Annotated in this window: 20 protein-coding genes and 2 pseudogenes; 10 read left to right on the forward strand and 12 right to left on the reverse strand. The window is 65.6% G+C overall.

Translation table 11 applies throughout. The annotated features are described in order from the left end of the window. Positions 1 to 114: 114 nt before the first annotated feature. Both ACTEK7_RS29880 and ACTEK7_RS29885 read left to right on the forward strand, forming a co-directional pair. On the forward strand, positions 115 to 1,347 hold the full coding sequence (locus ACTEK7_RS29880) for an acetyl-CoA C-acetyltransferase (RefSeq protein ID WP_225148110.1): 1,233 nt from the start codon (positions 115 to 117) through the stop codon (positions 1,345 to 1,347). Between the two features lie 345 nt (positions 1,348 to 1,692). Next, positions 1,693 to 1,995, forward strand: a complete 303-nt coding sequence (locus ACTEK7_RS29885; protein WP_018320691.1) for an HU family DNA-binding protein — start codon at positions 1,693 to 1,695, stop codon at positions 1,993 to 1,995. A gap of 70 nt (positions 1,996 to 2,065) precedes the next feature. Here ACTEK7_RS29885 and ACTEK7_RS29890 read toward each other — a convergent pair whose 3' ends face one another. The 8 genes and pseudogenes from ACTEK7_RS29890 to ACTEK7_RS29925 form a co-directional block, all read right to left on the reverse strand. Next, positions 2,066 to 2,221, reverse strand: coding sequence for a hypothetical protein (locus ACTEK7_RS29890; RefSeq protein WP_225127644.1), 156 nt, complete (start codon positions 2,219 to 2,221; stop codon positions 2,066 to 2,068). A gap of 5 nt (positions 2,222 to 2,226) precedes the next feature. Next, positions 2,227 to 4,605, reverse strand: coding sequence for an endopeptidase La (lon, locus tag ACTEK7_RS29895; RefSeq protein WP_225127643.1), 2,379 nt, complete (start codon positions 4,603 to 4,605; stop codon positions 2,227 to 2,229). A gap of 8 nt (positions 4,606 to 4,613) precedes the next feature. Continuing rightward, the gene (locus tag ACTEK7_RS29900; RefSeq protein ID WP_024342525.1) at positions 4,614 to 4,997 is read right to left on the reverse strand and encodes an Hsp20/alpha crystallin family protein; all 384 of its coding nucleotides are present in this window, start codon (positions 4,995 to 4,997) and stop codon (positions 4,614 to 4,616) included. Between the two features lie 161 nt (positions 4,998 to 5,158). Continuing rightward, positions 5,159 to 5,725 (reverse strand): YciE/YciF ferroxidase family protein, encoded by a 567-nt coding sequence (locus tag ACTEK7_RS29905; protein ID WP_036007836.1) that lies wholly within the window; start codon positions 5,723 to 5,725, stop codon positions 5,159 to 5,161. 103 nt (positions 5,726 to 5,828) lie between these two features. Next, complete coding sequence (locus ACTEK7_RS29910) at positions 5,829 to 6,035, reverse strand: hypothetical protein (RefSeq protein WP_036007833.1); 207 nt, start codon at positions 6,033 to 6,035, stop codon at positions 5,829 to 5,831. 86 nt (positions 6,036 to 6,121) lie between these two features. Next, positions 6,122 to 7,309, reverse strand: a complete 1,188-nt coding sequence (locus tag ACTEK7_RS29915) for a carboxylate-amine ligase (RefSeq protein WP_225142659.1) — start codon at positions 7,307 to 7,309, stop codon at positions 6,122 to 6,124. A gap of 3 nt (positions 7,310 to 7,312) precedes the next feature. Continuing rightward, a complete protein-coding gene (locus tag ACTEK7_RS29920) occupies positions 7,313 to 8,131 on the reverse strand; it encodes a gamma-glutamyl-gamma-aminobutyrate hydrolase family protein (RefSeq protein ID WP_244608944.1) in 819 nt (272 codons plus the stop codon). A 6-nt stretch (positions 8,132 to 8,137) separates the two neighbouring features. Then, positions 8,138 to 8,338, reverse strand: a pseudogene (locus ACTEK7_RS29925) (DUF3606 domain-containing protein); the annotation flags it as partial. Positions 8,339 to 8,383: 45 nt separating this feature from the next. Between ACTEK7_RS29925 and ACTEK7_RS29930 the strand changes: the two are divergent. The 3 genes and pseudogenes from ACTEK7_RS29930 to ACTEK7_RS29940 form a co-directional block, all read left to right on the forward strand. Continuing rightward, a pseudogene (locus tag ACTEK7_RS29930) lies at positions 8,384 to 8,470 on the forward strand (MarC family protein); the annotation flags it as partial. Positions 8,471 to 8,599: 129 nt separating this feature from the next. Beyond that, a complete protein-coding gene (locus tag ACTEK7_RS29935) occupies positions 8,600 to 9,253 on the forward strand; it encodes an L-fuculose-phosphate aldolase (RefSeq protein WP_225142663.1) in 654 nt (217 codons plus the stop codon). Between the two features lie 13 nt (positions 9,254 to 9,266). Next, entirely contained in the window at positions 9,267 to 11,054 is a 1,788-nt protein-coding gene (locus ACTEK7_RS29940; RefSeq protein ID WP_225142665.1) for a chloride channel protein, read from the forward strand. A gap of 6 nt (positions 11,055 to 11,060) precedes the next feature. Here the strand turns inward: ACTEK7_RS29940 and ACTEK7_RS29945 are convergent, their stop codons facing one another. Next, positions 11,061 to 11,312, reverse strand: a complete 252-nt coding sequence (locus tag ACTEK7_RS29945) for a DUF2798 domain-containing protein (RefSeq protein ID WP_225142667.1) — start codon at positions 11,310 to 11,312, stop codon at positions 11,061 to 11,063. Positions 11,313 to 11,358: 46 nt separating this feature from the next. Here ACTEK7_RS29945 and ACTEK7_RS29950 point away from each other — a divergent pair, with 46 nt between their 5' ends. The 4 genes from ACTEK7_RS29950 to uraD all read left to right on the forward strand — a co-directional run bounded on the left by ACTEK7_RS29950 (position 11,359) and on the right by uraD (position 15,467). Next, entirely contained in the window at positions 11,359 to 12,000 is a 642-nt protein-coding gene (locus ACTEK7_RS29950; RefSeq protein ID WP_463671677.1) for a hypothetical protein, read from the forward strand. 1,225 nt (positions 12,001 to 13,225) lie between these two features. Further along, a complete protein-coding gene (locus ACTEK7_RS29955) occupies positions 13,226 to 13,639 on the forward strand; it encodes a DUF3830 family protein (RefSeq protein WP_036045261.1) in 414 nt (137 codons plus the stop codon). Then, on the forward strand, positions 13,640 to 14,575 hold the full coding sequence (gene puuE / locus ACTEK7_RS29960) for an allantoinase PuuE (protein WP_225148111.1): 936 nt from the start codon (positions 13,640 to 13,642) through the stop codon (positions 14,573 to 14,575). A gap of 4 nt (positions 14,576 to 14,579) precedes the next feature. Next, positions 14,580 to 15,467 carry a 2-oxo-4-hydroxy-4-carboxy-5-ureidoimidazoline decarboxylase gene (gene uraD, locus ACTEK7_RS29965; RefSeq protein WP_225148181.1) on the forward strand — a complete coding sequence of 296 codons (888 nt, stop codon included), beginning with the start codon at positions 14,580 to 14,582 and terminating at the stop codon, positions 15,465 to 15,467. 97 nt (positions 15,468 to 15,564) lie between these two features. Here uraD and ACTEK7_RS29970 read toward each other — a convergent pair whose 3' ends face one another. Genes ACTEK7_RS29970 through ACTEK7_RS29980 form a run of 3 tightly spaced genes read right to left on the reverse strand, consistent with a single transcriptional unit; the run spans position 15,565 to position 20,534 of the window. Continuing rightward, positions 15,565 to 16,962, reverse strand: coding sequence for a nucleobase:cation symporter-2 family protein (locus tag ACTEK7_RS29970; protein WP_225148112.1), 1,398 nt, complete (start codon positions 16,960 to 16,962; stop codon positions 15,565 to 15,567). Between the two features lie 24 nt (positions 16,963 to 16,986). After that, on the reverse strand, positions 16,987 to 19,710 hold the full coding sequence (locus ACTEK7_RS29975; protein ID WP_225148113.1) for a molybdopterin-dependent oxidoreductase: 2,724 nt from the start codon (positions 19,708 to 19,710) through the stop codon (positions 16,987 to 16,989). Further along, on the reverse strand, positions 19,707 to 20,534 hold the full coding sequence (locus ACTEK7_RS29980) for an FAD binding domain-containing protein (protein ID WP_225148114.1): 828 nt from the start codon (positions 20,532 to 20,534) through the stop codon (positions 19,707 to 19,709). The genes ACTEK7_RS29975 and ACTEK7_RS29980 overlap by 4 nt, the downstream gene beginning before the upstream one ends. Before the next feature lie 146 nt (positions 20,535 to 20,680). Here ACTEK7_RS29980 and ACTEK7_RS29985 point away from each other — a divergent pair, with 146 nt between their 5' ends. After that, complete coding sequence (locus ACTEK7_RS29985; RefSeq protein ID WP_225148115.1) at positions 20,681 to 22,030, forward strand: 8-oxoguanine deaminase; 1,350 nt, start codon at positions 20,681 to 20,683, stop codon at positions 22,028 to 22,030. The last annotated feature ends 57 nt before the right edge of the window (positions 22,031 to 22,087 follow it).

Below are 22,087 nucleotides of genomic sequence, written 5' to 3' on the forward strand. Positions count from 1 at the left end.
ATCCGGCCCCTCCCCGCACGCGGGGAGAGGCGAAGGGCGAGCGCCGCACATTGACTCTCTTCTCCCCCTTATTCAAAACCGTTCTCAACACCCATAAACAAGAGGACGACGCCAATGCCTGACGCGCTGATCATTGATGCCTGCCGCACGCCGCGGGGCATCGGCAAGGCCGGCAAGGGAGCCCTGTCGGGCATTCATCCGCAGCAGCTCGGGGCGACCGTGCTGCGCGCACTCGCCGACCGCACCGGCATCGATACCGCCGATGTCGACGACATCGTCTGGGGCTGCAGCGCGCAGGTGGCAACGCAAAGCGGCGATCTCGGCCGCATGTCGGCGCTCGATGCTGGCTACGACGTGCGCGCCAGCGCGGTGACGCTCGACCGCTTTTGCGGCAGCGGCATCACCAGCGTCAACATGGCGGCAAGCTCGATCATGGCGGGTGCGGAAGACCTCGTCATCGCCGGCGGCTGCGAGATGATGTCGATGGAGGGACGCCGCGGCGGCGGTCCGATGATGATGGAAGGCGGCAATCTGCGTCTGCGGGCACGGCATCCGCAGTCGCATCAGGGCGTCTGCGCCGATGCGATCGCGACGCTGGAAGGCATCACCCGAAGCGACGTCGACGCGCTCGGGCTGGAGAGCCAGAAGCGCGCCGCGCATGCGATCGCGAACGGCCACTTCAAGAACAGCCTCGTGCCGGTCCACCGCGAGGACGGCAGTCTGGCGCTGGATCATGAAGAATACCCACGGCCGCAGACCACGATGGAAGGCCTCAGCAGCCTGAAGCCGGCATTCCCCGCCGTCGCGGACTACGCGCTCGACGACAAGGGCACGACCTATCGCGGCCTGATCCTGCAAAAGTACCCTGATCTCGAAATCGACTTCGTGCATCACGCCGGCAACTCCTCCGGCGTCGTCGACGGCGCTGCTGCGATCCTTTTGGCCTCGCCCGCTTATGCCAAGGCGCATGGCCTTAAAGCCCGGGCCCGCGTGGTCGCGATGGCCAACATGGGGGACTCGCCGACCCTCATGCTGAACGCACCGGTGCCGGCAACGCGCAAGGCGCTGGCCAAGGCGGGGCTCACCATCGACGATATCGACCTGTTCGAGATCAACGAGGCCTTCGCCGTGGTGGCGGAAAAATATATCCGCGACCTCAAGCTCGATCGGGCCAAGGTCAACGTCAACGGCGGCTCGATCGCGCTCGGCCACCCCATCGGCGCCACCGGCTCGATCTTGATCGGCACCGTGCTCGACGAGCTCGAACGGCGCGACCTCAAGCGCGGTCTTGTCACCATGTGCGCCGCCGGCGGCATGGCGCCGGCCATCATCATCGAGCGCGTCTAGCCAATCGCCCACTGACTTTCTCCCCATTTTTACGGGGAAGAAGACCGGCGACCAGCGATCCGACCCTTATTTTTCAGGGTGAAACACGACCGGCCTCTCATAAAGAGGCCGGTCGTCGCTTGTCGAAAGCGGCGAATCAGTTCTAGCAAGGTTGCGTGCGGGCCTTTGAAACAAGGCAAAAACCGCTGCCCGAGGCTTCCTCCGCTCTGGAAGTAGCTAAAAAGCAGGGTTTTTTGTCACAGCAGGCCAGAAAAGCCCGTAATTTCGCGACAAAACTGTGCAGAAGGCTATAGGCCTTCAACGGTTGGTCTAATATGCAACCGGCAACGAATCAGAGGAGACACGATGCCGACCCAGATGTCCAAATCGCAATTGATCGAAAAGATTGCGACCGCCACCGAGCTTTCCAAGCGTGACGTCAAGAACGTCATGGAGACGCTGACCGACGTCGGCCACAAGGAGCTCAAGAAGAACGGCCTGTTCCTGGTGCCGGGCTTCGCCAAGTTCGTGGTCATCAAGAAGCCCGCGACCAAGGCGCGCAAGGGCACCAACCCGTTCACGGGTGAAGAGATGATGTTCAAGGCCAAGCCGGCCCGGAAGATCGTCCGCGCCCGCCCGGTCAAGGCCGCCAAGGACGCCGTGGGCTAACAACGCAAAGGCCCCCTCGAAGGAGGGGGCCTTTTGTCTGGGGCTGCCGCGAGGGTTCGAGACGGAGGGCTCAACCCTTGCGGCGCTTCACTCGGACCGTAGCAGGCTGAAGCCGCGGCTCGGGTCCTGCGAGCCCATCGCGAATCCGGTCGATCGCGCGATCGAGCAATTGGCGCAGCCGCTGCGTCTTCCGCGACCGCTTCGCTATTTCCAGCAGTTTCTTCATCGCCTTTACTCCGCCGCTTCCTTGGCTTCAGCCGGCTCGAGCGCCGCGGCGATGGCTTCGTCGACGCGCTCCAGCCAGATGAACTCGAGGGTGTCCCGCGCGCTCTTCGGGATGTCGTCATAGTCCCGCTTGTTGCGCGCCGGCAGCATCACCCGCTTCAGGCCGGCAGCAGCCGCAGCCACCACCTTCTCCTTGATGCCGCCGACCGGCAGCACCAGGCCGCGCAGCGAGATCTCGCCGGTCATCGCGGTGTCACTCCTCACCGTGCGGTTGGTGAGCAGGGAGGTCAGCGCCGTGAACATCGCAACGCCCGCGCTCGGCCCGTCCTTCGGGGTTGCGCCCGCGGGGACGTGAACGTGGATGTCGCTCTTCTCGAACGCTTGCGGATCGATGCCGAGCTGAGAGGCCCGGCTCTTCACCAGCGTCAGCGCAGCCTGCACGCTCTCGCGCATGACGTCGCCGAGCTGGCCGGTCAGGATCAGCCCGCCCTTGCCGGGCACGCGCGTGGCTTCGATGAACAGGATGTCACCGCCGACCGGCGTCCAGGCAAGGCCGGTGGCAACGCCCGGAACGCTGGTGCGCAGTGCGATCTCGCCCTCGAAGCGCGGCTGGCCGAGCACGGTGGCGATGTCCTTTGCCGTCACCGTGACCTTCGCGGCCGTGCCTTCGGCGACCTGCACCGCGGCATGCCGGAGCACCTTGCCGATCTCGCGCTCGAGGTTACGCACGCCAGCCTCGCGGGTGTAGCCCTTGACGATCAGCTTCAAGGCTTCCGGCTCGATCTCGGCCTGCTCGGCCGAGAGGCCGTTGGCCTCCAACTGCCGCCGCACCAAATAGCGCCGCGCGATCTCCAGCTTCTCGTCCTCGGTGTAGCCGGCGAGGCTGATCAGCTCCATGCGGTCCAGCAGCGGACCCGGGATCTGGTCGAGCATGTTGGCGGTCGCGATGAACACGACGCGCGACAGATCGAAGGGCACGCCGAGGTAATTGTCCCGGAACGTTCCGTTCTGCTCGGGGTCGAGCACCTCCAGCATCGCGGCGGAAGGATCGCCCTGCACGCCACGGCCCATCTTGTCGATCTCGTCCAGCATCATGACGCAGTTCCTCGCGCCCGCCTTCTTGATGCCCTGGATGATGTTGCCGGGCAACGCGCCGATATAGGTGCGGCGGTGACCGCGAATCTCGGCCTCGTCATGCACGCCGCCCAAGCTGACGCGCACGAAGGGGCGATCCATCGCGCGCGCGATGGATTGGCCGAGCGAGGTCTTGCCGACGCCGGGCGGGCCGACGAAGCACAGGATCGGCGCCTTGCCCTGCGGGGCGAGCTTGCGCACCGCCAGATATTCGATGATCCGGCTCTTGATCTTCTCCAGGCCGAAATGGTCGGCATCCAGGATGGCTCGCGCCTCCTTGATGTCGATCGGCTTCTCCGCGGGCAGCGCCCAGGGCAGCTCGATCAGCCAGTCCAGATAGGTGCGGACCATGCCGGCCTCGCCGGCGGCCTCCGGCATGCGCTCGTAGCGGCGCAGCTCCTTCTTGGCATGCGCTTCCGCCTCCGGCGGCATGTTGGCCTTGGCGATCGCAGCCGTCAGCTCGGTGACCTCGGCCTGCTTGCCGTCGCCCTCGCCCAGCTGGCGCTGGATCGTCGCCATCTGCTCGCGCAGGATCGCCTCGCGCTGCCGCTCGTCGAAGGAGGCCTTGGTCTGCTGGCCGATTTCGTTGCTGATGCGCAGCACCTCCAGCCGCTCGGCCAGGTGCTTCGACACCTTCTCCACGCGAAGAGCGAGGTCGATGGTCTCCAGCACCTCCTGCTTGTCCTGCGGCTTGATGTCCATGAACGAGGTTGCCAGATCCGCCAGCGCGCCGGGCGCGCTGGTGCCCTGGAACATCGCGGCGAGCTCGGGCGGCGCCTGCGGCAGCAGCTCGATCGCCTCGATGGCCTGGCGCTGCAGGTTCAGCGCGCGGGCCTCGATCTCGGGCGAGGTCGTGGTCGGCTCGGGGATCTGCTGGAAGCGCGCGGCCGGGAACGGCGTCCCCGGCAGGAAGTCGAGGATGCGCGCGCGCTGCACGCCCTGGCAGACGATGTGATGGGTGCCGTCGGGCGCGGTGATGTAGCGCACGATGTTGGCGATGGTTGCGACCCTGTAGAGGTCGTCCGGCCCGGGGTCATTGGTCTCGGGGCTGCGCTGCAGGACGATGCCAATCGGCCGCTGCTCGCGCAGCGCCTGCTGCGCGGCGGCAATGGACTTCGCCCGGCCGATCGTGATCGGCGCGATCGCGCCGGGAAACAGCACCATCTCGCGCACGGGGACGATGATCAGCGCGTCGTCGGGGATCTTCACGTCGTTATTGCTTTGTTCGTTGTTCATCTGTTCGGTGGCCATGATCGACCTCAGGATTTCGCGAGGCGCAGTGCGACGCAGCCGTCCATCACGAAGCGGCTGATGGCGTAACGGCCGAGGGGCAATGCAATGCGGCGCTCAAAACGCCCTTGCGGCAGCTCGAGCCGATGGATGCGGGCGTTGCGAAGCTCCGGCGGGAGGGTGCGCTGACCCGAGATGACGAGCACGCCGTCATGGATGACGGTCTCGACATTGTCCGGATTGACGCCGGGAAGCGCGACCAGGATCAGGAGCTCGCGCTCGGTCTCGAGCACGTCGATCGGCGGCTCCCAGCAGGCTTCCTGGCGGCCGAACTGCTGGCGCAGCCGATCGGCGCGGGTCAGCGAGTCCAGGGCTTCGGACAGCATCCAGTCGAGGGGATTTTTGGGTTGCATGATGCAGGCTCTGGGGTGGGAAAGCCTGCATATGGGGCCGGTTCCAAGGAAATCCAGTGCGGAAATCCAGTGCAGTGGCGCTGACGTGTTATGCGCCGCCGTGCGATCAAGGCAAGCGGACGCCGCGGCGTGGCCGCGACGTTCCGTTCATTGGCAGGGGGTCAGGCTGCGGCGCGGTACTCTTGTTCCGCTTCGAGGTTGATCACGGAGGTGGCGAGCTCGGTCAGCGTGCGATCGGTTGCCTCTTCCTCGTCCAGCGTCTCCTGGAGCAGCCTTGCGGCGTCCTGCATGCCGAGCTCCTCGGCCCAGGTGCGCAGCGTGCCGTAGCGGGAGATCTCGTAATGCTCGACCGACTGCGCTGACGCGAGCAGTCCGGCATCGAGCGCCGGCGCGCCCTTGAACTCCTTCATGATCTCGGCGCCCTCGTCGGCAATGCCGTTGATGGCCTCGCAGGGCTTGCCGCGCGCCGGCTTGCCCAGCATCTTGAAGATCTGGTCGAGCCGTTTGACCTGCCCTTGGGTCTCGCGCAAATGCTTGTTGAAGGCGGCCGTAAGCTCCTTGGAATTCGCGGCCTTGGCCATCTTGGGCAGGGTCTTGATGATCTTGTTCTCGGCGAAATAGATGTCCTTCAGCGTCTCCAGAAACAGGTCGCTGAGCATCTTCGGCGCCTGACGCGGCCGGCGCGCCGCGGTCTTCTTTGTCGTGCGTTTCTTCGCTCGTTTAGCCATACGTCCTCCTCATGAGGTAACACGGGAAGGCCTCGCCCTCCTCAATCCTCGGGCGATCAAAGCCGCTCCATGAACGAAAGTTCCAAACTGCCACCCGCGAGAGCTAGGTCGGGCGCTTGTAGGGATCTTCCTGGCGCTGCCGTGCCTCGGTGTTGCGATCGAGCTGCGCCCGCTCGCTGCGGCGCAAGTTGCCCGCCTTCATCACGCCGTAAACGAGCGCCCCGCCGAGCACGAACGCTCCGATGAACCAGAGCCAGAGCATCTGGGCCGAGGCGTGGCCCAGGAGCATGCTAATGCCGCTGTCGCTCATGATTGGTCTCCACGATTGTCCATTGCTATCACGCTGAGCTAAGTCGGCGGTCGAAACCTCGTTCCATGCGACCGCAGCCGGAGACGTCAGACCGGGTCGGTCAGCGGTTGCCGCACCGCTTGCGCTTTCGGCTCGCCGCCCCGGGCGGTGAAGTCTCCGGCTTCGGTGGAAGTCCGCAGCCATTTCGTCACGTCGCTGATTGCTTCCCGCGGCGAGTGGCCGAACTTGCGCAAGCCGCGAAAATATTCGAGCTGAAGGTGGGCCGACGTGCCGCGCTTGGGGATCGACTTCAGATGCTGGATGTCGTCTTCGATGCCGAGATGGTCGACGTGGGGTGCCACCATGGCGATCACCGAATCGAGCCAGCTTCTGAACGAGACCGGCTCGAACGAGACCAGGTCGATATAGGTGCCGTCGGTTCCGTAGCGCTGGGCGCGCCAGCGATTCTCCTCCACCAGCGCGCGGTGCACGGCCGAATAGGTGGCGTTCAGCTCGGGATGGTGGACGGCGTGGCGGACCAGCGCGCGGAACAGCGCCGCGATCGCCACCGAATCCGCGATCGCCGTGCAGCAATCGGTGATGCGCAGCTCGAGCGTCGGATGCTGCAGCGAGGGCCGCAACGCCCACCAGACATAGGTGGCGTTGGGGACGATGCCGGCATCGACCAAGGTCTTCACGTAGGTCTCGTATTCGGAAAGGTTCCGAAACATCTCGGGAAAGCCGGTCCGGGGCAGGGCATCGTTGGCGGCATTGCGGTAGCCCAGCAATCCTGTCGGGTAGCCGCACCAGAACGGTGAGGAGGTCGAGAGCGCCAGCAGCAGCGGCAGGAACGGCACCAGGCGGTGCATGATCTCGACGCGCAAATCGGGCTCGGGGACCTCGACATGGACGTGCAGTCCGCTGATCGGGTTGCCGAGGCCGACCATCCCGAGATCGCTGATGACCTTGCTGTAGCGACGCTTGCGCGTCATGCGCTGCTGCTGCGGCTGCGCCAGCGGGTGTGTGCCGGCCGCGATGATGCCGACGCCGTGGTCCTTGCCGACCTCGGTGAGCACCGCGCGATAATGCGTGAGCTCGGCCAACGCATCGGCCGAAGACGTCAGCGGCGGGGTCGCCACCTCGATCTGCGATTGCAGGATCTCGGTGGTCAGCCGCTCGCCGAGGCGCTTCTGCGCCGCGGCCATGTAGGGCTTGGGCAGCTCGGATCGCGGCGCCGCGGACTGGCGGTTGACCAGAAAATATTCCTCCTCGATGCCGAAGCGGTAGCGGTGCATCGCCTACGCCGCCCCTTGTGCCTTGGCGTGGCGGCGAACCGCGTCTCCAAAAGCCGCCAGAATGCGCGCCGAGGCGTGGTCGGAGCTCGCCCAATAATCGGGATGGAAAAGCGTGCCGAGCGCAAAATCGCTGGCGCCCTCGACGCTGACGGCCTCGATCGAGCCGTCGTCAGCGACGGCCTCCGCGACGAGACCCGGTGCGAGATCGGCGATCAGGAAGCTGTGCAGCGAATTCACTAGAATCGAATCCGCGCCGCAGATCTGCTGCAGGACGCCGCCCTTGCGCAAGGCCACCTTCTGCCGCAGCCGATAGCGGGCATCCTCGTTGTCCGCGTCGGGCGTGCCATGGCGTTGCTCCTCGGGCAAATCGTCTGGCTCTTTCGCCAGCGTGCCGCCGAAAGCGACGTTCAGCTCCTGGAAGCCGCGACAGATGAACAGAGCGGGGATGCCCCGCGCCAGCGCCCGCGGGATCAGGCGCAGCGCGACCTCGTCGCGGAATTCGTCGAACGGGCCGTCACGCTTCTCGTCGACCGTTTGTCCATAGCGGGACGGATGGACGTTGGTCTGTCCGCCGCCGACGAAGAGGCCGTCGAGCCTGTCCAGATAGGCATCGATGTCAGCCTCCGGCGCCGCGGGCAGAATCCGCGGCACGGCGCCGGCGACGAGGCCGATCGCATTGACGCAGACCATCGAAACGGCGGCGAGCTGTTCGCCGCGCGCGACCATGGAATCGGAGAGAATGCCGATCTGCGGTGCGCCGCTGCGCCCCTGCCACTGCCCGCGCGAGGCGCTACGCCGCCACTGCTGAAGGCCGTACGCCACGGCATCCGCTGCGCTGCCGAATTGATGAATCGCCGCCTTGAGCTCTCTGACGTTTGTCCCTAATCGAAGTGCCCAACGGCTGCAGGCAACGGGATCGTGCGGATCAATTCTGGAACGGGGCTCGTGCAATTGCTTCGGCTGCTTCTGTTCGTGTATCGATGCACAGTGAAACGGCAATCGTCGGGAATGGTTGCTTTGCGATTGCACCGTTCGATCTCATTGCCTCCGCACCAGCCTTAACTTTTGTTATGGCTCTCGCGCGTCCTCGGCATGCTGCTCGCCGCCTATTCCGTGCAGTTCGCCATCAACGGGTCGGCCCGGATCGGCCTGCCCCAGTAGCTGCGACAATCTGTTAACCTGTCGCTATCCCGTTCGGCCGGAGTGTCACGGGATCCGGGACGCTTTCGCTTGCACTGTCATGTTGCTTTGACGTAACTCGGTCCAATAAGCCCTCGACAGGAAATCGACATGTCGATGACAGCGAACGAGCTCGGCAAGAGACAGGCCATTATCGACGCCTGCCGGCGCATGAACGCGCTCGGCATCAACCAGGGCACATCGGGCAATATCAGCGTCCGGCATGTGGACGGCCTCCTGGTCACGCCGACCAGCGTGCCCTATGAGGCCATGCGTCCGGACCAGATCGTCTTCATGGCCATGGACGGCTCGCACGCGCCCGACCAGAAGCCGTCGAGCGAATGGCGCTTTCATCGCGACATCCTGAAGTCGCGGCCCGACGTCAACGCCGTCGTGCACGCCCATCCGACCTATTGCACCATCCTGGCGATCATGGGCATGGAGATCCCGCCCGTGCATTACATGATCGCGGCGGCGGGCGGCGACAGCATCCGCTGCGCGCCCTACGCGACGTTCGGAACGGCGGAGCTGTCCGAGCACGCGGTGCGGGCGCTGGAGGGCCGGCTCGCCTGCCTGCTCGATCATCACGGCATGATCGCGATCGGCAAGACCCTGGACAAGGCGATGTGGCTGGCGGTCGAGGTCGAGACGCTGGCGCGGCAATATCACGGCTGTCTGCAGATCGGACAACCGCCGCTGCTCCCGAGCGACGAGATCGAGCGGGTGCGTCAGCGCATGGCCGGCTACGGCCTGTCGGAAGGGTAGGGCGGGCCAGACGGTGTTAGTGCGGATCAAACATCTCGTGGATCGCAAGAAGACGAACCGCACCATGGTTCGGCTGCGCGCCCTGCTGCGCAGCAACGAGTTCTACCTGATCCCGCTGGCGCTCGTGATCGGCACGCTCGCGGGCGCGGTCGTGACGCTGATGGCCCACATCGCGCAGATCGCGCATGTCGTGATCTACGGCATTCCCGTTGATGTCCACCTGTCCGCCCACGCGAGCGTCAGTCCCTGGGCGGCATTGATCGCGCCTGCGCTTGGCGGGCTGTCGCTCGGAATCATGGAATGGTCGCGGCGGCGCATGAAGATATCGAACGCGGTCGACCCCATCGAGGCCAACGCGCTGCGCGGCGGCAATCTGTCGATGCGCGACAGCGTGGTGGTGTCCAGCCAGACCCTGATTTCGAACGGCTGCGGCGCCTCGGTCGGCCTGGAGGCCGGCTACACTCAGATCGGCTCCGGCATCGCCTCGCAGCTCGGCAAGTTCTTCAATCTCCGCCGCAACGATCTGCGCCTGATGGTCGGCTGCGGCGCTGCTGCGGCGATCGCAGCGGCGTTCGGCGCGCCGATCACCGGCGCTTTCTATGCCTGCGAGCTGATCGTCGGCGTCTATGCCGTAGGCAGCGCCGCGCCGATCCTCGCCGCCTCCCTCGCGGGCGCCTTGACCGCGCAATGGCTGGGCGGCGCGCCATACTCGCTGGAGATTCCGAAGGTCGGCGCCGTCGGCGTCGAGCAATATCTGGCGCTGATCGGGCTCGCCCTCATCACCAGCGGCGTCGGCATCGCCGTGATGCGCTCCTCGCCGATGTTCGAGCGGCTGTTCGCGTGGATGCCGGTCTGGCTCCGTCCTGTGATCGGCGGACTCATAGTCGGCGGCTTCGCCATCATCACGCCGCAGGTTCTCGCGGCCGGCCATGGCGCCATGGTGCTAGATCTCTTCCACGACATGACGATCGGCCTGATCGCGCTGATCATCGCCTTGAAGGTGACGGCCTGCCTGATCTCGCTCGCCTCGGGCTTCCGCGGCGGCCTGTTCTTCGCCTCGCTGTTCGTCGGCAGCCTGATCGGAAAGTTCTTTGCCGCGGTGCTGCTGCTCATCAGCCCGAACTTCGCGATCGATCCGCTGGTGGCGATGCTGACGGGCATGGCGACGCTCGGCGTCGCCATCGTCGGCGGCCCGCTCACGATGTCGTTCCTCGTGCTCGAGATGACACGCAACGTCGACGTCACCGCCGTGGTGCTGGCCGGCTGCATCGTGACCTCGATCTGCGTTCGCTTCATGTTCGGCCATTCCTTCTCGACCTGGCGCCTGCATCTGCGCGGCGAGACCATCCGCAGCGCCAACGACGTCGGCTGGCTGCGCAATCTCACGGTCGAGCGCCTGATGCGCTCGGACGTCGGCAAGGTGCCCTCGACCACGACGATTGCCGCCGCGCGCCGCGAGTTCGCGCTCGGCTCGCGGCCGGGAATCGTCATCGTCAACAATGCTGACGAATATATCGGCCTCGTCCTGCTGCCCGATTTGTTCTCCAGCGACCTCGACACCATCGCCGACGACATCCAGGTGATCGAGCTCGCCCGCCTCATCGACATCGTGCTGATCCCGGAAATGAACGTGAAGTCGGCGATGGCGGTGTTCGACGAAGCCGAGGCGGAGATGCTGGCGGTGGTCGATTCCACCGACAGCCGCAAGGTGGTCGGTTTCCTCACCGAGAGCTTCGCCCGCCGCCGCTATGTCGAGGAGATCGACAAGGCGACGAGAGGCGTGCTGGGGGCGCTGTCCTAGGCGAGGTTACCGGGCGGGTGGCGCATCGACGAGCCAGGCCACGATCCGGCGGACCAGCGGCAGCACCACGAGCAGGGTCGGGAAGGCGACGAGCCAGGACAGTCCCCAGGCGCCCGGCCAGGTCGCCAGGAACGCCAGCGTTGCCCCCAGGCTCCGCAGCGTCGAAATGACCGATACCACCGCCGTCATGAGGGTGGACAGCACGAATGGCATCACGATCGGCGCATAGCGCGCCGGCAGTTTGCGAACCACGATCATCTGGTTTCTCTACGAAAGGACGCGTCGATCACGTTGAACCTGGAAAATGGCATCGATCCCGACGGCGTCGGTTGATGCGTTGGTTCACGTAAACGCTTACGGCGACCGAAAACGGCGCGGCCGTTCATTAACCGCTCAGGTTGGCTGGTTCAAGCTGGGTCTGATCGTTCGGGATTTACAATCGTTCAAAGCGTGGCAGATCGCCGCGATCATGAAACCATTTCAGTGGTTTGCGGATTATAGATCGTTTGCTTATGTTTCTTTGGGCGAGAACAGAGGAAATTCGAACATGAGTATTGGACCCGTGATTTCCGGAGCCGGCCGCAACACGATCGTGGTCGCGCTCGCTGGCCTCGCCCTGATTGCGGCTTCCGCATCCCCGTCCGCAGCGGCGTCGGCCGGGAGCCCGGCTGTCAAGGCGGCCGTTGCCGGCCAGGCTGCCTCCGACGTCACCGATTTCAGCGCACACCGGCGTCGTTACTATCGACGCGGGCCGAATGCCGCGGGTCTCGCCTTCATGGGCATGGCCGCAGGTCTGATCGGAGGCGCGATCGCCGAGAGCCGCCGCCGCGAATATTATGAAAACCGCTATTATTATGGCTATGGCCCGCGTTACTACGGCGGCCCTGGTTACTACGGCGGTTCCGGCTACTACTACGATCCGGGCTATCGTTACGCACCGTACTGAGCGCTCCAGGTCTCGACGAGCTCAATCCCGTCTCTCGTAGCCCGGATGGAGCGAAAGCGTAATCCGGGGCTGCGCGCTCGGCATCTTGCGCTGTCCCGGATTACGCTGGCGCTCCATCCAGGCTACGGGACCGAGGTGTGTCGCGGCGCTGTCAACCCGCTCGCGCGAAAATATTCCGCTTTACCGAAATTCGGAAATGACGTATGTGTCGCCCATCCCGGCTCAATCTCGAGGGGCGATCATGAGGTCGTCATTGTCGCGAGCCGGGCTTGCGGTGGACGCGGCAGCGTCGTGTACGAGAGCTGAGGGCAGGGCGGATTGCTCTCCGTGAGCCCCTAAGCTTCGTACGGACGAGCGGCGCTGTCAGGTTCGTCGCGCCGGCATTTCGATGGCAACGTGCACAACGCCGTCGAACCCTGCGGCGCCAACGGAGCGCGCGTACGGCAAAACCGTGTGGTCCTGGCCGTCGTTGCTACGGTCAAGCTCTGGCGAATGCGGCATTGGCGTCAACCGGCGCGGTGCCGGTGACTTTCGCGGGAGCGAGGGAGGCCAGAGGGAACTCGGCTCCCGGGAGAGCGCGGCATAAGCCGTCCGACCATCGCGCAGGGAAGGCCGTGTGTTGGGCTTCACCTGTATGCTGCTGTGCGGTTCTTCCTGCGTGTGCTTTTCGCGCAGCGGACCGCGGGTGCCGCCGGCACCCGGTCTTCCCTGCGCCCTCTTGGCTATGAGGGCGGCGAGACGAAGCAAAGCTCGGGCGAAGCAGCCGCGAGGTCGAGTACGCACGTCTGCGTCCACACATTCGGTGTCATCGCCCGGCTTGACCGGGCGATCCAGTACTCCGAGACGCCAGTGATTGAATCGAGAGGCCGCGGCGTACTGGATTCCCCGCTCCAGTGCGCGATTGCGTACAAGGCGGGGAATGACAGTGTTACTTGGAGAACGCACCATCGCCTCATCTTCGTCGTTCCGAACGCAGCACCACGCTCAGCTCTCGTGCCCCGGACGCAGCGCATCCGCGCCGGCGCCCCTTTGCCCGGCAATTCTGCCGGTGGACTCACCTCCTGCAATCCGGTTCAATGGCACCGAGCTTTCAGGCGATCGGGCACGCCGGGTGGCGTGCCCCAACTTGTACGAGAGCCTCCCGCGCCACTTGCGCGAAACGGTCGGGAGTGCTTTTTGCTGAAAGTTCCCCGTGGGCGCATCGCCCCCGATCCAGAGAGATGAGATGAGCAAACTCGTTATCCGCGCCGGCGACTTCACCTTCGATGCCCGTTTCGAGGAGCAGGCGGCGCCCAAGACTGTCGCCGCCTTCCGCAAGGCGCTGCCGTTCGAAAGCCACATCATCCATGTGCGCTGGAGCGGCGAGGGCGTGTGGATGCCGCTCGGCGACCTCGACTTCGGCGTCGGCTACGAGAACCACACCAGCTATCCCGCGCCCGGCCAAATCATCCTCTATCCCGGCGGCATCAGCGAAACCGAGATCCTGCTGGCCTATGGCGGCGTGCACTTCGCGAGCAAGATGGGCCAGCTCGCCGGCAACCATTTCATCACGCTGACCTCGGGCCTGGAGAACCTCGCAACGCTGGGCAAGAGCGTGCTGTGGAAGGGCGCGCTGCCGATCCGCTTCGAGGAAGTCTGAGTGACCGAGCCCCGCTACCCGCGCGATCTCCGCGGCTACGGCCGCAACCCGCCGCATCCGCAATGGCCTGGTGACGCGCGGGTCGCGGTTCAGTTCGTCGTCAATTTCGAGGAGGGTGGCGAGAACAACATCCTGCACGGCGACCGCGCCTCGGAAGCCTTCCTGTCCGACGTGCTCGGCGCGCAGCCCTGGCCCGGCCAGCGCCACGCCAACATCGAATCCATGTTCGAATATGGCTCGCGCGCCGGCTTCTGGCGGCTGTGGCGGATGTTCAACGAGCGGAGCTGGCCGACCACGGTGTTCGGCGTCGCCACCGCGCTCAAGCGCAATCCCGAGATTGTCGCTGCGATGAAGGAGGCGGGCTGGGATATCGCCAGCCACAGCCTGAAATGGATCGAGCACAAGGACATGACCGAGGCGCAGGAGCGCGCCGAGATCGCCGAGGCCATCCGCGTGCATACCGAGGCGACCGGCGCACGTCCGCTCGGCTGGTACACCGGGCGCTCCTCGATCAACACCAACCGTCTCTTGATGGAGGAGGGCGGCTTCCTCTATCTCTGCGACTCCTATGCCGACGATCTGCCCTATTGGGTCAAGGGCGCCAGCGGCAAGCAGCTCATCATTCCCTATACGCTCGATGCCAACGACATGCGGTTCATCAACCCGCAAGGATTTGCCGAGGGCGAGCAGTTCTACACCTATCTGAAGGACGCCTTCGACGTGCTCTATGCGGAAGGCGAAACCGCGCCAAAAATGATGTCGGTCGGTCTGCATTGCCGCCTCGCGGGCCGGCCCGGCCGCGCAGCGGGCTTGATCCGCTTCCTCGACTATATCGGCAAGCACGAGCGCGTCTGGGTGCCGACGCGGCTTCAGATCGCGCAGCACTGGCACGAGAAGCACGCCCATCTTGCCGCCGACGTATTCGAGATCGGGTGAGATGATGTCGCAGATTTCACTCGCCGATCTCAACGCTGCAAGCACGGCCGACTTCGTCGCGGCGCTCGCCAACGTCGTCGAATATTCGCCGTGGATCGCCGAGCAGCTCGCGGCAAAGCGGCCGTTCGCCGGCATCAACGAGCTGCACGCCGCGCTGATGGCCGCGATCCAGAGTGCCGAGCCTGACGTGCAGCTGGCGCTGATCCGGGCGCATCCCGATCTCGCCAACAAGACGCAGCGCGCCGCGGGCCTCACCGCGGAATCGACCGACGAGCAGAACAGCGCCGGGCTCGACGGGCTGTCGGATGCCGAATATTCCGCGTTCGAGCGGGCCAACAACGCCTACCGCGACAAGTTCGGCTTCCCCTACATCGTCTGTGTGCGCCGTCACACCAAGGATTCCGTGCTGCGCGACTTCGAGGCGCGGCTGCTCAACATCGCCAAGACCGAGATAAGGCGTGCGATCGAGGAGATCGGCCGCATCTCGGCGCTGCGGCTCGACCAGCTGGTCGCCGCCGACGACAGGCTGAAGGTGCACGGCCGGCTCTCGACCCATGTGCTGGACAACCAGATCGGCAAGCCCGCACCTAGCATCCCGATCGAGCTCGTGGAGCTCGCGAGCCTTGGCGAGAATCGCGTCATCGCGCGCACGGTGACTAATGCCGACGGCCGCACCGACCAGCCGCTGATCGGCGGCCGTCCGCTGCCGATCGGCCGCTACGAGCTGCGCTTCAGCGTCGCCAAATATTACGCCGCGCGCAACGTGCCGCTGTCCGATCCGCCGTTTCTCGACGAGATCCCGCTGCGCTTTGCGATCAGCGAGCCGGAAAGCCATTACCACGTGCCGCTGCTGGTCACGCCCTGGAGTTACTCGACCTATCGCGGCAGCTAGAGCATGATCCGGAAAAGTGCGTAGCGGTTTTCCGACAAGATCATGCTTAAACAATAATCCAAAGCGCGATGACGATTCATCCTAGTCGCATCGCGCCTTAGACATGCTGTGCCGATGCGGCGGCTGACGCCGCGTCGGCCTCGGCGGCAGCGCCACCGCTCAATCCGTTGAAGAAGGCATTGAGCAGCACCGACACGACCGCGCAGAGCAGAATGCCGGACTCCAGCAGCGGGTGCAGATCGTGCGGCAGATTGCGGAAAAAACCGGGAGCAACGAGCGGTATCAGTCCAAAGCTGATCGAGATCGCTACAATGAACAGATTGTAGCGGTTGTTGCGGAAATCGACCGAGGCCAGGATGCGTGCGCCGGTGGCCGCCACCATGCCGAACATCACGAGGCCGGCGCCGCCGAGCACGACCAGCGGCACCGCCTCCACCAGCGCAGCGAGCTTCGGCAAGAGCCCGAGCACGAGCAGGATGCAGCCGCCCGTCACCGTCACCCAGCGCGAGCGCACGGCCGTGACTGAGACGAGGCCGACGTTCTGCGAAAACGAGGTATAGGGAAACGTGTTGAAGATGCCGCCGAGCAGCGTGCCGAGCCCGTCGGCGCGCAAGCCGCGGCTCAGGGCTTCGCGGTCGACGGCCTTGCCGGTGATCTCGCCAAGCGCCAGGAACATACCGAGCGATTCGATCATCACCACGATCATGACGATGCACATGGTGATGACAGGCACCAGGTGGAATTGCGGCATGCCGAAGCGGAAGGGAATCACGAGTGCGCCCCAGGAGGCGGCGGCGACCTTGTCGAAATGCATCACGCCCAGAATGCTCGCGAGCACCGCGCCGGCGATGATGCCGAGCAGCACGGCCACGTTGGCAAGAAACCCGCTGCCCCATTTGATCAGGGCGAGGATGAAGAGCAGCACGAACAGCGAGATGCCGAGCCCCTGCAACTGCCCATAGGCCGGATTGGGAAAGCTGCCGGGAACGCCGTCGACCACCTTCGTCAACGTCGGCAGGCCGCCGCCGGCCCAGTTGATGCCGACGCGCATCAGGGAGATGCCGATGATGAGGATGATGGTGCCGGTGACGACGGGAGGAAACAGCGGCAGCAGCCGGCTGACGAACGGCGCAACGACGATGCCGAACAGACCGGCGGCGATCACGGAGCCGTAGATGCCGAGCAGGCCGATGTCTGGTGAAGCCGCCATCGACAGCATCGGGCCGACCGACGCAAAGGTCACGCCCATCATCACGGGCAGGCGGATGCCGACGCCGGGGAAGCCGAGGCACTGGACCAGCGTCACAAGTCCACAGGCGAACAGGTCGGCGCTGATCAGGAAGGCGACGTCCTCCGGCGGCAGCTTCAGCGCGCGGCCGATGATGAGGGGGACCGCGACCGCGCCGGCATACATCACCAGCACGTGCTGGAGCCCGAGCGCGAGCAGACGCGGGGCCGGCAGGACCTCGTCGACCGGATGGACGTCGTTGCTCATGGATGTATCCCCCGAAATATGCATCTAGCCAAATTTATCGTGTAGCGCCGGAAACAGCCGGTCCGGCTTGAAGGGCGGCGCGGTGAAGCGAATGCCGGTGGCGTCCGCGATCGCGTTGCCGAGCGCAGCGGCGACCGGATTGTAGGGGCTCTCGCTCATCGACTTCGCGCCCAGCGGGCCGATCGTGTCGGACGTCTCGGCGAAGAACACCTCCGTGCGCGGGACGTCGGCGAAAGAGGGCAGGTGGTAGTCGCGGAATTTCGGATTGGTGACGCGGCCGCTCGCGTCGATCACCATCTCCTCGTAGAGCGCAGCGCCGAGCGCCTGCGCCACGCCGCCTTCGACCTGACCGCGGCACTGCATGGGATTGGCGACGACGCCGGCGTCCGCGGCGTGCACGCTCCTGAGAATCCGGAGCTCGCCGGTCGCCTTGTTCACCGCGACGCGAAAGCCCTGCACGTTGAACCCCACCGATCGCGGCGTGCCGCCGGACGTGCCGCTGCCTGCGAACGGCCGGCCGCGCTCACGGGCGAGCTTCGCCAGCTCCGTGAAAGGCATGCGGCGGACGCCGCTGACGACGGAATCCGCATCGAGCGCGCAAGTTTCCACATCGCACAGCCAGGCCCCGGCGGCTGCCGCCTTCAGCTCGCTCGCGAGCTGCATGGCTGCCGCATGCGTCGCCTTGCCCGCAACGAAGGTGCCGGCGCTGCCATACGCGCCGGTGTCGTGGCCGCCATGCGCGGTGTCGGACTGGCGCAGACGAATCCTGTCGACCGTGGTCGCCAGCGTGGTCGCCGCGATCTGGCGATGCACGGTGCTGGTGCCGTTGCCGAACTCGGCGGTGCCGACGGTGAGGTCGAAGCCGCCGTCGTCGTTGAGCGCGATCGTCGCGTCCGAGAAGTGGCCCGCCGGCGGCACGGTGTCGATCATGGTCAGCGCGATGCCGTCGCCGATCAGCCAATCCGGCGACAGCTCCGGCTGCGGGGCATCGGCCTGCATCGCGCGCTCGACGAGATCGAGGCACTGGTCGAGCCCGTAGGAGCCGTAGAGCACGTCGTGATATTCGGACGGCGGCGGCGACAGCATGGGGTCGCCGGGCCTCACGATATTGCGCCGGCGCATCTCGTAGGGGTTGATGCCGAGCTGCCTCGCCAGTTCGTCGGTCGCCGCTTCCACCGCGATCAGCGCCTGCGGCAGGCCATAGCCGCGAAACGCGCCCGCCGGCACGGTGTTGGTGTAGACGGCGACGCCGTCGACCCGCTTGTTCGGGCAATTGTAGACGGCGATGGACTCCGCCAGCGCGTGGAACATCACGGGGCCGGCGTGATTGCCGTAGGCGCCGGTGTTGGAGAGCACGTCGAGCTGGAGCGCAGTGAGCTTGCCCTCGCTGTCCGCGCCAGCCCTGACGTGGATCCGCATCGGATGCCGCGTCGAGGTCGCGATGAACTGCTCCTCGCGTGTCAGCTCCAGCTTGACCGGCCGCCCGGTCTTCAGCGCGGCAAGCGCCAGGATGTCCTCGACGAACATCTCCTGCTTGCCGCCGAACCCGCCGCCGACGCGTTCGCAGAACACGCGGACCTTGTCCATGGGAAGCTGAAAGATGTCCGACAGCGCACGCCGGGTCAGGAACGGCACCTGCGTCGAGGTGCGGACGTTGAGCACGCCGGAATCATCGAGCCAGGCGAGGCCGCCATGGGTCTCGAGCGCAGCGTGCTGCACACGGTGACTGTGGAAAGTAGCCTCATAGGTGGCGGCAGATGTTGCAAGCGCCGATGCGACATCGCCGAACTCGCCATGCGTCTCCGCGACCAGGTTGCGCTGGGCATCGGCAACGCGGTTCGCAGCTGTGCGGTCGGGATGAACGACCGGCGAACCCGGGGCCATCGCCTGCTCGGGATCGATCAGCGCCGGCAGGATCTCGTAGCTGACCTTCAGCTTGCGGCACGCAGCCTCCGCGGCGGCTTCAGTCTCGGCGACGACGGCGGCAACCTTCTGGCCGACGAAACGCACGACGTCATCCAGGATGCGGGTGTCCTCCGGGTCCATCCAGTCTTTCTCATGCCGTGCCGTCGAGATCAGGACGGACGGCGCATCTTCGTGCGTCAGCACGGCGTGTACACCGGGGATGCTCAGCGCGTCCCACTTGTCGATCGCGACGATCCTGGCGTGCGCATGCGGCGAGCGCAGCAGCTTGATGTGCAGCAAGCCATCGATTGCGGTGTCGAAGGTGTAGCGTGCCGTGCCGCGGACCACATTGGGGCCTGCGGGGGCGGGCAGGCTGCGGCCGAAGGCGGCGCCGGCCTCGACGCTCGTCTCGACATTGGTCTTGCCGAGGATCGCGTCCTCGATCGACCGATAGCCGGTGCAGCGGCAGATATTGCCTTTCAGCGCCGTGCCGAGATCGGTGCGCTGCGCCTGGTTCAACGAGGCGCAGGTCAGGATCATGCCGGCGGTGCAGAATCCGCATTGAAAGCCCTGTGCATCGAGAAAGGCCTGTTGCATCGGATGCGTGCCGTGATCGCCGCCAAGGCCTTCGATCGTGGTCACGCTGCGGCCCTCGGCCCGGAACGCCGGGATCAGGCAGCTGTGCACCGGCTCGCCGTCCAGCAGCACGGTGCAGGCGCCGCAGTCGCCGGCATCGCAGCCTTTCTTCACGCCGAAATGGCCGAGCTCGCGCAGGAACGTGCGCAGGCACTGGCCGGCGCGTGGCTCCTGGGAGAACGCCTTGCCGTTGACCTCCAGGCTCATGCGGGGGGCGCTCCCAGCAGCTCGCCGCGAATCTCCTCGGCCAGGCGCATCGTCATGTGCTTGCGCCAGAGTGGCGCGCCATGGATGTCCGTGTGGTACAGATCATCGGTAATCTCCTGCATGAGCGCGGCGCGCAGCGCGCCTGCGTCTGGGGCTTTGCGGAAGCGCAGCTGGATCGGCCGCACCGTCGACGCGGTGACCGTGAGTGTCAGCGTATCATCGGCTTCGAGACTGCCGATCAGCAGCGCCGCGGAGCGGCCGACGGGCGCCAGCGAGATCTGGCGGAAGGCCGTGCGGCGCTTCAGCGCGGGAAGCGGGATGTCGATCTGCCGGAGCAGGTCGCCTGGCGTCAGGCGATTGCGCTGGTTGCCGGTGACGAATTCGGTGACCGGAAGCCTCTGTTCACCACCGCTGGCCTTCCAGATGGTGCAGACACCGTCGAGTGCGGACGTCAGCGAGATCATCGGTCCCGCCGGCAGCGACATGCAGAGATTGCCGCCGACGGTCGCGGTCTTCCAGATCTTGAATGAGGCAAGGAAGGCCCGGCAGCACTGGTTGATCAGCGGCGCTGCGAGCCAATCGGAGGGGCAGGCGAGTCCATCGAGCTCTGCGATGGTGCAAGTGGCGGCGATCGAGAGGTGGCTCTCTGTGATCGCAAGTGCCGGCCATTTCAGATCGGTGAGATCGATCAGTCGCGTCAGATGCGTTTGCGGCTCCGAGAACAGCCAGGTGCCGCCCGCGAGCCAAGCATCACCTGCCGTCCAAACGGGCAGCTGCGCGCGCGTTTGCGGATGGGCGACGGCTGTGATGGTATTCAAGTCCATGGCTGCGCCAACGCTTCCGACGGTTGAATGGTCCGAGCGAAGTGTTGCAAGACGGGAGCCAAGTGGCAACAACAAGTCGAAGCAAGGACGCAATCGTCCTCGGCCTTGCAGGTCCGCCGTCAGGGTGGGCGAGGAGAAGCAGGATCATGACTGAGGCAAGTTCGACCTGGATCAGGGATCCCCTGGCCATCCTCGCCGACCGGGCCGAGCGTGGCATTGTCGTGAAGGACGGCCGGATCGTCGAGCTCGTGCCGGCGGGCGGTGTGCCCGCAACCGCCGATGTCGCAGTGTTCGATGCGGGCGAACACGTCGTGCTGCCGGGCCTGATCAATACCCATCATCACTTCTACCAGACGCTGACGCGGGCGCTGCCGGCCGCGATGGACCGCGAGCTGTTCCCCTGGCTCCAGGCGCTCTATCCGGTGTGGGCGAGGCTGACGCCGGAAGCGCTCGAGCTCGGCGTCACCGTGGCGATGTCCGAGCTGTTGCTCTCCGGCTGCACCACCACGACGGATCACCACTACGTCGTCCCGGCCGGACTCGAAGACGCCGTCGATATCGAGGTGGCGGTGGCGAAGCGACTCGGCGTGCGCGTGCTGCTCACGCGCGGCTCGATGAACCTGTCGCAGCGCGACGGCGGCTTGCCGCCCGACAGCGTCGTGCAGGACGAGGACACCATTCTCGCCGATAGCGCCCGCGTGGTCGCCAAGCATCACCAGCGCGGCGCGGATGCGATGGTGCAGATTGCGCTCGCGCCATGCTCGCCGTTCTCGGTGACGACGTCGCTGATGCGCGCCACGGCCGATCTCGCCGACAAGCTCGACGTGCGCCTGCACACCCATCTCGCCGAAACCGAGGACGAGAATAGCTTCTGCCAGCAGATGTATGGCTGCCGTCCGCTCGACTATCTCGAGCAATGCGGTTGGCTCAATGCGCGCACCTGGCTCGCCCATGGAATCTTCTTCAATCCGGACGAGATGAGACGGCTCGGCAAGGCCGGCACGACCGTCAGCCATTGTGCGTGCAGCAACCAGCTGCTCGCGTCGGGCTGTTGCCCGGTGTGCGACATGGAAGAGGCCGGCGTCGGGATCGGCATTGGTGTCGACGGCTCGGCCTCCAACGACGGATCCAACCTCATGCAGGAGGTGCGGGCCGCGTTCCTGCTGCAACGCGCGCGTTATGGCGTCACGAAGGTCAGCCACAAGGATGCGTTGCGCTGGGCCACCAAGGGTTCGGCGGCGTGTGTCGGCCGGCCGGAACTCGGCGACATCGCCGTCGGCAAGGCCGCCGATCTTGCGCTGTTCAGGCTCGACGAGCTGCGCTTCTCCGGCCACGGCGATCCGCTGGCTGCGCTCGTGCTGTGCGGAGCGCATCGCGCCGACCGGGTGATGGTGGCTGGAAAATGGGCGGTGATCGACGGTGCGATCCCGGGTCTCGATGTGGCAGACCTCATCCGCCGCCACAGTTCCGCGGCGCGGGCCATGCAGGCTGGATAGCCGGGCGAAATAGAGAAAGAGGGGGCAGCCACAAGTGCCGGGTGCTTCTGGCCACCC

This window comes from Bradyrhizobium sp. JHI2711 (genome assembly GCF_056156565.1).